Source organism: Sphingobium sp. IP1, from assembly GCF_002708645.1.
In the GTDB taxonomy this organism is placed as follows: Bacteria; Pseudomonadota; Alphaproteobacteria; order Sphingomonadales; family Sphingomonadaceae; genus Sphingobium; species Sphingobium yanoikuyae.
This window is the reverse complement of record NZ_NOIW01000149.1, coordinates 1-10,197: the sequence shown is the minus strand read 5'-3', so window position 1 is coordinate 10,197 and position 10,197 is coordinate 1. Positions and strand designations below refer to the sequence as shown.

Annotated in this window: 9 protein-coding genes and 1 pseudogene; 7 read left to right on the top strand and 3 right to left on the bottom strand. The window is 64.2% G+C overall.

What is annotated here, in order from left to right; genetic code table 11:
• The coding region (locus CG471_RS27300; RefSeq protein ID WP_143560289.1) for a pitrilysin family protein at nucleotides 1-632 on the top strand (632 nt) is incomplete at its 5' end.
• Nucleotides 633-641: 9 nt separating this feature from the next.
• On the opposite strand, the gene CG471_RS30865 is transcribed toward CG471_RS27300, so the two are convergent.
• Complete coding sequence (locus tag CG471_RS30865) at nucleotides 642-812, bottom strand: hypothetical protein (RefSeq protein ID WP_180275819.1); 171 nt, start codon at nucleotides 810-812, stop codon at nucleotides 642-644.
• 227 nt (nucleotides 813-1,039) lie between these two features.
• On the opposite strand from CG471_RS30865, the gene CG471_RS27295 reads away from it, so the two are divergent.
• Nucleotides 1,040-2,320, top strand: coding sequence for an amidohydrolase family protein (locus CG471_RS27295; protein ID WP_180275818.1), 1,281 nt, complete (start codon nucleotides 1,040-1,042; stop codon nucleotides 2,318-2,320).
• Nucleotides 2,321-2,367: 47 nt separating this feature from the next.
• Here the strand turns inward: CG471_RS27295 and CG471_RS27290 are convergent, their stop codons facing one another.
• Nucleotides 2,368-2,955, bottom strand: coding sequence for a TetR/AcrR family transcriptional regulator (locus CG471_RS27290; RefSeq protein WP_004207585.1), 588 nt, complete (start codon nucleotides 2,953-2,955; stop codon nucleotides 2,368-2,370).
• Nucleotides 2,956-3,071: 116 nt separating this feature from the next.
• On the opposite strand from CG471_RS27290, the gene CG471_RS27285 reads away from it, so the two are divergent.
• From CG471_RS27285 to CG471_RS27270, 4 genes are all read left to right on the top strand, one after another.
• Nucleotides 3,072-4,280: an efflux RND transporter periplasmic adaptor subunit gene (locus CG471_RS27285; RefSeq protein WP_010336036.1), complete on the top strand. Its 1,209-nt coding sequence runs from the start codon at nucleotides 3,072-3,074 to the stop codon at nucleotides 4,278-4,280.
• Nucleotides 4,281-4,283: 3 nt separating this feature from the next.
• Nucleotides 4,284-7,463: an efflux RND transporter permease subunit gene (locus tag CG471_RS27280; protein ID WP_004207583.1), complete on the top strand. Its 3,180-nt coding sequence runs from the start codon at nucleotides 4,284-4,286 to the stop codon at nucleotides 7,461-7,463.
• A gap of 2 nt (nucleotides 7,464-7,465) precedes the next feature.
• Nucleotides 7,466-8,884 carry an efflux transporter outer membrane subunit gene (locus CG471_RS27275; protein ID WP_180275817.1) on the top strand — a complete coding sequence of 473 codons (1,419 nt, stop codon included), beginning with the start codon at nucleotides 7,466-7,468 and terminating at the stop codon, nucleotides 8,882-8,884.
• A 94-nt stretch (nucleotides 8,885-8,978) separates the two neighbouring features.
• Nucleotides 8,979-9,494, top strand: coding sequence for a methylated-DNA--[protein]-cysteine S-methyltransferase (locus CG471_RS27270; RefSeq protein WP_099234388.1), 516 nt, complete (start codon nucleotides 8,979-8,981; stop codon nucleotides 9,492-9,494).
• Between the two features lie 52 nt (nucleotides 9,495-9,546).
• Here CG471_RS27270 and CG471_RS31545 read toward each other — a convergent pair whose 3' ends face one another.
• Entirely contained in the window at nucleotides 9,547-9,681 is a 135-nt protein-coding gene (locus tag CG471_RS31545; RefSeq protein ID WP_257211706.1) for a hypothetical protein, read from the bottom strand.
• A 49-nt stretch (nucleotides 9,682-9,730) separates the two neighbouring features.
• Between CG471_RS31545 and CG471_RS31540 the strand changes: the two are divergent.
• A pseudogene (locus CG471_RS31540) lies at nucleotides 9,731-10,072 on the top strand (transposase); the annotation flags it as partial.
• Nucleotides 10,073-10,197 lie beyond the last annotated feature (125 nt).

Genomic DNA, 10,197 nt, shown 5'->3' with positions numbered 1-10,197 from the left:
GCCCGGACGTGCCCGTGCCGGCCGCGAACAAGGTGCAGCGTTTCCCCGCCCATGTCGAACAGCCGGTCATCCTGCGCCATGATGGCGACAAGGAGCAGGCGGCTGCCGTCATGGCCTGGCCGACCTCGGGCGGCTTTGCGCTGACGAAGGAGGCGCGCCAGCTCGAAATCCTGACCCAGATCTTCAATGACCGGCTGTTCGACAAGCTGCGCTCGACCGAGGGCGCCGCCTATTCGCCGAGCGTGCAGAATAGCTGGCCCTTCTCCTATGACAGTGGCGGCTATATCTTGGTGACCAGCCAGGTGCGGCCGGACCGGGTCAATTATTTCTACAGCGTCGTGAAGGAAACGGCGGCCGATCTGGCGAAGACGCCGATCAGCGCCGACGAACTGCAACGGGCGGTGGCGCCGATGCGGCAGTTGCTGATGCGCGCCAGCACCGGCAATGCCTTCTGGATGGGGCAGATGGAGGGATCGACCCACGACCCCCGCTATGTGCAGGCGATGCAGACCATGAGCCAGGATCTGCTCAACGTCACACCGGCCGATATCCAGGCGCTGGCGACCAAATATCTGGTGCCGGGCAAGAGCTGGTCGGCGGTGGTGCTGCCGCAGGGTGTCGCCGCCAAATAGGCGGCTGGATCAGGCGGAGGAGACTTGCGCGTCCTCCGCCTGCAGCAATTGCTCGTAGAGCCGCGCATATTCCAGATGCATGTTGCGGAGTGCCGGTGTGGCCGATCGCGCTGCCAACTGGCGATTGCGGTCGCGTCGCTGCTCGAAATAGGCGCGGCCGAAATTTGCTTCCAGATCCATGAAATACCTCCCTCGATTGATCCTCCAATGGGCGGGGCGCCAACAGGTTGCGGGCAGCGCAGCGGCTTGCGGTGGACGGGGGTGAAACAGGGGCGGGTGGCGCGATGCCGCCATCCATCTTTGCCCTTGATGCTGGCGGGCTTTGGTCGCTAGGTCAGGGGCTTGGGGCAATGATGATCCGGCCATACGCGGCCCGGACATCGATCGCCCAAGGGGATTTGCATCGCATGTTGAAGACTGTCCGGGCATCGGCCATGGCCACCACCATCCTGTTGTCGCTGGCTGCCGCGCCGGCGCTTGCCGAGCAGGTGGTCGTCACTGCGGACCATATGGTCGATGTGCTGGCCGGCAAGACGGTCGATCATCCGGCTATCTTCATTACCGACGGTCGCATTACCGGCATCGCCGACGCGCGCACCGTGCGCTGGGGCAGTGACGTCCGTCATATCAACCTGTCGGGCAAGACCATCCTGCCGGGCCTGATCGACATGCACGTCCATTTGACCAGCCTGGCGGAAGTGGGCGGCTATCAGGGGCTCCGCTACACCGACAGTTTCTGGACCGCTGTGGGCGTCAAGAATGCGCGGATCACGCTGAAGGCCGGTTTTACCACGGTGCGCAATGTCGGGTCGGCCGATTTCGCCGATGTGGGCCTCAAACAGGCGATCGAGGAGGGGCAGATTGTCGGGCCGCGGATCATCCCGGCCGGCTATGCGATCGGCGCAACTGGCGGCCATTGCGATGGCGGTGGCCTGCCGCCCTCAATGGACCGCAAGGAGCCTTCGGTGGTCGACAGCCCGCAGGAGGGCCGCGCCAAGGTGCGCTGGCTGCACAAATATGGCGCGCGCGTGATCAAGATCTGTGCGACCGGCGGCGTCTTCTCGCTGGGCGACGCGGTCGGCGCGCAGCAACTGAGCTTTGACGAGATGAAGGCGATCGCCGACGAGGCGCATATGCTGGGCCTCAAGGTGGCGGCGCACGCCCATGGCAATGACGGTATCCGCACCGCGATCGAGGCGGGGATCGACACGATCGAACATTGCAGCCTGGCCGATGACGAGACGATCAAGCTGGCGGCCAGCAAGAAGACCTGGTTCGATATGGATATCTATAATGACGATTATATCCTGGCGACCGGCACGGCCAATGGCACGGAACAGGAAAGCCTGGACAAGGAAAAGCTGATCGGGCGTCTTCAGCGCGAAACCTTCCGCAAGGCAGTGAAGGCCGGCGTGCCGATGCTGTTTGGCACCGATGCCGGCGTCTATCCCCATGGCGACAATGGCAAGCAGTTCGCCAAGATGGTCGAATGGGGCATGACCCCGATGCAGGCGATCCAGGCGGCGACCGTCAGCGGCGCCAGGGCACTGGGCTGGGAAGCCGATGTCGGCGCGATCGCCGTCGGCCGTTATGGCGATATCGTTGCGGTCCAGGGCGATCCGCTCAAGGACGTCACCCTGCTGCAGCATGTCAGCGACGTGGTGAAGGGCGGCGAACTGGTGGAGTGATCCGCCGCTGCCGGTTCACGATCGGTGTGAACCGGCTTTCGCTGCGATCAGCGCACGGCCTTCAGGCCTGCCACGATCATCTGGGCGGCGCGCCGGGCCGACGCCTCCGGGCTGAGATTGGGGCGCGACAGGCTGCGATGGCCCAGGCCGAACATGCAGGCCAGGATCATCTCCTCCGCGCCGTCCAGTGCCTCGCCCGAAAGCTCAGGATTGGCGGCGCATGCAAAGTCGCGAATATCGTCGCGGAAACGGCCGCACATGGTGCCGATCATCTCGCCGACCGTCGGATTGCGGAAGCTTTCGGCAAGGATGTCGAAGGACAGCGCCTCATCCTTTTCGTCAATGACGTGCAACATCAGTTGCTCGAACGTATCGTCGATGCTCAACTCGCCACTGTCGAGTCGTTTGCGCAGGATATCGACGTCCTCCGCCCACTGATCGGCGTCGGCATGGACGATAGCCTCGATGATATCTTCCTTTCCTTTGAAAAGCCGATATATTTGCCCCACTGATACCTGTGCGGCGGAAGCGAGTTCGGCCATGGACGTCTGGTGGAAACCATGGCTGTTGAACAGGTCTCGCGCCGCTGCAAGTACACGGTCGCGACTGCTTTTTTCATGCTGCGCTGCAACCATTTTACCCTCGGAAAATTGTTTTTCTCTTGAATTCCCTCTGACAGCTTCTTAGGTGCGCGGCAAGCGGAATGAACGTTCATTCCGGTCCTGCGATATTTATCGGATTGGGAAAATTGATGCAAAAGGGGAACTTCTTCGGATTGCTGGCCTGTGTTTCGGCCCTTGCGCTGAGCGCTTGCGGTCAGGAAGCGCCGCCCGCACCGCCGCCGCCGAGCGTGGGCGTGGTGACGCTCAAGACCGAGTCGGCACCGTTGCTGAACGAACTGCCGGGCCGCATCTCGGCTTTTGAAACGGCCGAAGTCCGGCCGCAGATCAGCGGCGTGATCCGCCGCCGCCTGTTTACCGAAGGCGGCAATGTCCAGGCCGGGCAACTGCTCTACGAGATCGAGGACGCGCCTTATCGCGCGGCGCTCGCCCAAGCCCAGGGTTCGCTGGCCAATGCCCAGGCGGCGATCCGCTCGACCGGGCTGCAGGCCCAGCGTTACAAGGATCTGGTCGGCATAAACGCGGTGTCGAAGCAGGAATATGATGACGCGGCGGCCGCGGCCCAGCAGGCGCGCGCCAATGTTGCGGCGCAGCAGGGCGCGGTACAGGCAGCGCAGGTGAACCAGAATTTCACCCGCATCCGCGCGCCGATTTCGGGCCGTATCGGCCGTTCGCTGCTGACGCCGGGCGCGCTGGTCCAGACCGGTCAGGCCGATCCGCTGACCACCATCCAGCGCACCGACCGCGTCTATGTCGATGTGACCCAGTCCGCCGCGCAGATCATCGACCTCAAGCAGGCGATGAAGGCTGGCGGCATCAGCGAGGCGCAGGGCGCCCGCATCCAGCTGATCCTGCCCAATGGCAGCGTCTATCCGGGTGAAGGCCGCTTGCAATTTGCCGATGTGACGGTGGATTCCAGTTCGGGCGCGGTCACGCTGCGCGCGATCTTCCCCAACGCCGACGGCCTGTTGCTGCCGGGCATGTATGTCCGCGCCAAGCTGATCGAGGGTGAGCGCACCCAGGCGATCCTGGCCCCGCAGCAGGGCATTTCCCGCGACGCGCGCGGCCGGGCTACGGCGATGGTCGTTGGCAAGGACAACAAGGTCGAGATGCGCCAGGTCACCGTCGACCGCGCGATCGGCGACAAGTGGATCGTCACCAGCGGCCTGAAGCCGGGCGATCAGCTGATCGTCGAGGGGCTGGTCAACCTGCGCCCCGGCACGGTGGTGAAGCCCGGCGCGCCGCAGCAGGTGACCGCGCCTGAAGGCGGCGCTGCCGCGCAGGGCGGCGCCAAGCCGGCCGCTGCACAAGGCGCGTCGAACGCGGGCGAGGCGCACTAAGCCATGGCCCGTTATTTTATCGACAGGCCCATCTTCGCATGGGTCATCGCCATCGTCATCATGCTCGCGGGCCTGCTCGCGATCCGGTCGCTGCCGGTCGCGCAGTTCCCGGAAATCGCCCCGCCGGCGGTGACGATCCAGACCACCTATCCCGGTGCCAACGCCCAGACGCTGGAAAGCACGACGACGCAGATCATCGAGCAACAGCTCAAGGGCATCGACAATCTGCGCTATTTCTCGTCCACCAGCGATGGTTCGGGCAATCTCAACATCACCCTGACCTTCGAGCAGGGCACCGATCCTGACATTGCGCAGGTGCAGGTGCAGAACAAGCTGTCGCAGGCGACCCCCCTGTTGCCGCAGGAAGTGCAGCAACAGGGCCTGCGCGTGGGCAAGTCCACGTCGAGCTTCCTGCTGATCATGGCGGCCTATTCCGACGACGGCATCCATGATCAGGAGGACGCGGCGGACTTCATCGCGTCCAGCCTTCAGGATCCGCTGAGCCGCGTTACCGGCGTCGGCGATACCCAGCTGTTCGGTTCGCAATATGCGATGCGCATCTGGCTCGACCCCTACAAGATGGCCAATCTGGGCGTGACCACCGGCGACGTTAAGTCGGCGATCACCGCGCAGAATGCCCAGGTGTCGGCCGGCCAGATCGGTGGTTCGCCTTCGCCCAAGGGCCAGGCGCTCAACGCCACCGTCACCGCCCAGTCGCGCCTGCGCACGCCGGAGGAATTCCAGAATATCCGCCTGCGCAGCAACAGCGACGGTTCGGTCGTGTTGATGAAGGATGTCGCCAAGGTCGAGCTGGGCGCGGAAACCTATGGTTTCGGCGTGAAGTTCAACGGCCATCCGGCATCGGGTTTCGGCATCAAGCTGGCACCGGGCGCCAACGCGCTCGACACGGTGGAAGCGGTCAAGGCGCGCGTCGACCAGCTGTCGAAGAATTTCCCCAGCTGGGTCAAATATGACTTCCCGGTCGATAACTCGACCTTCGTCAAGCTGTCGGTGGAGCAGGTGGTCCACACCCTGTTCGAAGCCGTGCTGCTGGTGTTCGTCGTCATGTTCCTGTTCCTGCAGAACTGGCGCGCGACGCTGATCCCGACGATTGCGGTGCCGGTGGTTCTGCTGGGCGCGCTGGCGATCCTGAGCGCCGCCGGCTTCACCATCAACACCCTGACCCTGTTCGGCATGGTGCTGGCGATCGGCCTGCTGGTCGACGACGCGATCGTCGTCGTCGAGAATGTCGAGCGTCTGATCCAGGATGAAGGGCTCAGCCCCAAGGAAGCGGCCAAGAAGTCGATGGACGAGATCAGCGGCGCGCTGATCGGCATCGGCCTGGTGCTGTCGGCGGTGTTCCTGCCCATGGCCTTCTTCGGCGGCTCGACCGGCGTCATCTTCCGCCAGTTCTCGATCACCATCGTGTCGTCGATGATCCTGTCGGTGCTGGTCGCGTTGATCCTGACCCCGGCGCTGTGCGCCACCATCCTCAAGCCCGCCTCGCACGGGCATAGCTGGAACGGGCCGATCGGTTCGATCCTCGGCCGCTTCTTCGACTGGTTCAACCGCACCTTCGACAAGGGCGTGGTGCGCTATGGCAAGGGCGTGGAGAAGGTCGAGCGCAGCTGGGTTCGGACCATGCTGGTCTATGGCCTGGTGGTGGTCGGCATGGCCTTCATCTTCCTGCGCCTGCCCAGCGGCTTCCTGCCGGACGAGGACCAGGGCATCATCATCAACCAGGTGTCGCTGCCCGCGGGCACGACGCTGGAAGAGACCGAGCGGGCCCTCGCCCGGATGCGCGACCATTATCTGGTCGACGAGAAGAAGAATGTCTCGGCCGTGTTCACGGTCGCCGGCTTCGGCTTCGTGGGCCAGGGCCAGAATGTCGGCATCGTCTTTGCCCGTATGAAGGACTGGCATGAGCGGTCGGGTGCGGACAATCGCGTGCCTGCGATCGCCCTGCGCGCCAATATGGCGTTCCAGAAGATCTCGTCGGGCATGGCCTTCGCCTTCGTACCGCCGGCCGTGCAGGAACTGGGCAACGCGTCCGGTTTCGACTTCCAGCTGCTCGATCAGGCCAATCTTGGTCATGAGAAGCTGCTGGAAGCCCGCAACCAGTTGCTGGGCATGGCGATGGGCGACAAGCGCCTGGCGCAGGTCCGTCCCAATGGCCTGGAAGATACGCCGCAGCTGAAGCTGAATGTCGATCAGGCCGCAGCCGGTGCGCTGGGCATCGCCCAGTCGGACGTCAATGACACGATCAGCACCAATCTGGGCGGATCCTATGTCAACGACTTCATCGACCGTGATCGTGTGAAGCGCGTCTATGTCCAGGCCGATGCACCGTTCCGCACCTCGGCCGACGCGATCAACGCCTATCATGTGCGTGGCAGCACGGGCGTGATGGCGCCGCTCTCCGCCTTCTCCACCACGGAATGGGTCCAGGGCCCGGCCCGTCTGGAGCGCTATAATGGCGTGCCGTCGATGAACATCCAGGGCGCCCCGGCACCTGGCGTGTCGAGCGGCACCGCGATGCAGGCGATGGAAGAGTTCGCGGCCAAGCTGCCGGCCGGTATCGGCTATGCCTGGAACGGCATTTCCTATGAGGAACAGACCTCCGGTGGACAGGCGCCCTATGTCTATGCGCTCTCGATGCTGATCGTCTTCCTCTGCCTGGCTGCGCTCTATGAAAGCTGGTCGGTGCCGATCGCGGTCATGCTGGTCGTGCCGCTGGGCGTGCTCGGCGCGGTGATCGCGGCGACGCTGGCGGGCCTCAACAACGACATCTATCTGCAGGTGGGTCTGATCACGACCATCGGCGTGTCGGCGAAGAACGCGATCCTGATCGTGGAATTTGCCGAAGAGAAGATGCGCGAAGGGCTGCCGCCCGCCAAGGCGGCGCTGGAAGCGGGCAAGCTGCGTCTGCGGCCGATCCTGATGACCAGTTTCGCCTTCATCTTCGGCGTGCTGCCGCTGGCCGTGTCCAAGGGCGCGGGCGCGGGTGGCCAGAACGCCATCGGCTGGGCCGTGGTCGGCGGCATGCTGTCCGCCACCGTACTCGCCATCTTCTTCGTGCCGGTCTTCTTCACCGTGGTGAAGCGGTTGTTCCGCGAACATCATGAAGGGGAAGAACAGCGTAACGCCGACGGCGAAACGCCGAACGCACCGCAGGAGGCATAAGAATGTTGCGTAATATCAAAGCAATGTCGGTCGCCTCTTTGGCGCTGACGCTGGCCGCCTGTGACATGGCGCCCAAATATGCCCGCCCCGAACTGCCGGTGCCGCAGGCCAGCCCCCAGGGGCCGGCCTATGCGGCCGCGGCGGACGGCGGCGCGGCGATCGTGCCGGCCGATACCGCCTGGCGCGATTTCTTCACCGACCCGCGGCTGGTGCGGGTGATCGAGACGAGCCTCGCCAACAATCGCGACCTGCGCATTGCGGTCGCCAATGTCGAACAGGCGCGGGCGCAATATAAGGTGCAGCGGGCCGATCTGCTGCCGACCGTCGGGGCCACCGGCACGGCGACCTATTCGGAACAGCCGCTGGTCCAGTTCGGCCAGAGCCAGCGCCTCAACACCGACGTCTATCAGGCGCAGGTCGGCATCTCTGCCTGGGAAATCGACCTGTTCGGCCGGGTGCGGAACCTGACCAAGGCGGCGCAGGAGCAATATTTCGCCTCGGTCGAAAACCGCAACGCGGCCCAGACCGCATTGGTGGCGGAAGTGGCGACGGCCTGGGTGAACATGGCCGCCGATCAGGAATTGCTGTCGATCGCGCGCACGCTGGCGACCGCGTTCAAGGAGACGCTGGACCTTAACAAGGCCCGCTTCGACAAGGGCATCGCGTCCGAACTGGAAGTGCGCGAGGCACAGACCAGCTATGACCAGGCGCGCGCCGCCATTGCCAGCGCCACCACGCTGGTCGCGCAGGACCAGAATGCGCTGAACCTGCTGGCGGGCACGACGCTCGGCAGCGAGGATCTGCCCTCCGCCCTGCCGGAAGGCCATGTCACGCTCGACAATCTGCCGGCGGAACTGCCCTCGACCCTGTTGCTGCGTCGGCCCGACATCGCGTCGGCCGAGCATCAGCTGATCGCGGCCAACGCCAATATCGGTGCGGCGCGGGCGGCCTTCTTCCCGCAGCTGTCGCTGACGGCGGCGCTGGGCACGGTCAGCCTTGGTCTGTCCGGCCTGTTCAAGTCGGGCAGCGACACCTGGTCGGTGGCGCCCAGTGCGACCCTGCCGATCTTCGACTTCGGCCGGAACAAGGGTAATCTTCGCTATGCGAAGGCGACCTATGACGCGATGCTCGCCACCTATGAAAAGAGCGTGCAGACCGGCTTCCGCGAAGTCGCCGATGCGCTTGCCCGGCGCGGCACGATGACCGATCAGGTCGAGGCGCAGACCTCGCAGCGCGATGCTGCGCGCAAGGCCTATGACCTGACGCAGGCCCGCTTCCGCGCGGGTGTCGACGGCTTCCTGCCGACCCTGGTGTCGCAGCGGACCCTGTCGAGCGCGGAGCAGAGCCTGGTGACGACGCGGCTGGCGCGGCTCACCAACATGATCGAACTGTATCGCGCTATGGGTGGTGGCCTGAAATGATGCGGCCTGCCGCTTGCGGACTTTGACCGCAAGCGGCAGGAAGCGGGGGCGGGGATCATCGCATATCTCCAGTGATGACGCATGGAGGATGACGATGACCCTGGCCTGTATGACGATGCCCTCGCCGGTGGGCGACCTGACGCTGGTCGCGAGTGACGAAGGATTGATGGCGGTCCTGTGGCCCGACGATGATCCCGCCCGCGTCCGCCTGGGCGCCCGGTCCGAAGGGACCGACCATCCGGTGCTGCGCGACACGGCCTCCCAACTATCGGAATATTTCGCCGGTCAGCGGCAGCATTTCTGTGTCCCGCTGCATTTTCAGGGCACGGATTTCCAGCGCCAGGTCTGGGCCGCGCTGCTCGACATCCCGTTCGGCGAGACGCGCAGCTATGCCGACATCGCCCGCGCCATCGGCCGCCCGACCGCGACCCGCGCCGTCGGCGCCGCCAATGGCCGCAACCCGATCTCGATCATCGCGCCATGCCACCGGGTGGTCGGCAGCAATGGCTCGCTCACCGGCTTTGCCGGCGGGGTCGAAACCAAGAAATATCTGCTCGATCTGGAAGGGGCATCCGCAATGACCGGGGGGCTGCAGGCGATACTGCTGTGATTGACCGTCTTTCATGGTCATAAAGCCCGCGGAGGGCCCGTGCGGTGTGGCCCTATTTCGTCATGCTGAAACTGGCCTTCATGAACAGGCCGAAAGTCACTTCATCTTCGCGCGAGGCGTAGCCGATCCTGAAACCGGGCAGGATCTGCGCGTCTCCCTTGGGAATGAGATAGACGGGCAGTTCCACGCCATAATCGTCGCTTAGGGTCCGTACTCAATAAGGTTGCGCGCGCGCGATGGCGCTGATTCAAGGGTTAGTGCGAGAGCAGGAGACCTTGATGGCACGGCAGTTGACGTGGTTGAGCGATGCGGAGTGGGCAAAGATCGAGCCTTTGTTGCCGCAGGGTCGTAAAGGAGCGCGGCGGGTCGATGATCGAAGGGTGATTTCGGGCATCGTCCACATGCTCAAGATCGGCGCGCGGTGGCGCGACTGCCCGCCGGAATATGGCCCCTACACGACGATCTACAACCGCTTCCATCGCTGGAGCCAGCAAGGTGTATGGTTCGAGGTCTTCGAGGCGCTGACTGGATACAGTGGGGTTTGGGGCTCGTCCGCGATCGACTCGACCAGCATCAGGGACTGTCAGGATTTCCGTGTGTGGCCGGGCATAATGGGCAACAAGGAGTCCCACTATGTCACGACGCAAAGAACCTGCCATACCGAATGAGCTTCTCGATCAGCTTTTGGCGGGCGGCGCTGCCA

What these genes read in the sequence shown, in the direction of transcription:
- CG471_RS27280 (WP_004207583.1), top strand. Translation starts at nt 4,284, where the DNA reads ATGGCCCGTTATTTTATCGACAGGCCCATCTTCGCATGGGTCATCGCC.
- CG471_RS27270 (WP_099234388.1), top strand. Translation starts at nt 8,979, where the DNA reads ATGACCCTGGCCTGTATGACGATGCCCTCGCCGGTGGGCGACCTGACG.
- CG471_RS27295 (WP_180275818.1), top strand. Translation starts at nt 1,040, where the DNA reads ATGTTGAAGACTGTCCGGGCATCGGCCATGGCCACCACCATCCTGTTG.
- CG471_RS27285 (WP_010336036.1), top strand. Translation starts at nt 3,072, where the DNA reads ATGCAAAAGGGGAACTTCTTCGGATTGCTGGCCTGTGTTTCGGCCCTT.
- CG471_RS30865 (WP_180275819.1), bottom strand. Translation starts at nt 812, where the DNA reads ATGGATCTGGAAGCAAATTTCGGCCGCGCCTATTTCGAGCAGCGACGC.
- CG471_RS27290 (WP_004207585.1), bottom strand. Translation starts at nt 2,955, where the DNA reads ATGGTTGCAGCGCAGCATGAAAAAAGCAGTCGCGACCGTGTACTTGCA.
- CG471_RS27275 (WP_180275817.1), top strand. Translation starts at nt 7,466, where the DNA reads ATGTTGCGTAATATCAAAGCAATGTCGGTCGCCTCTTTGGCGCTGACG.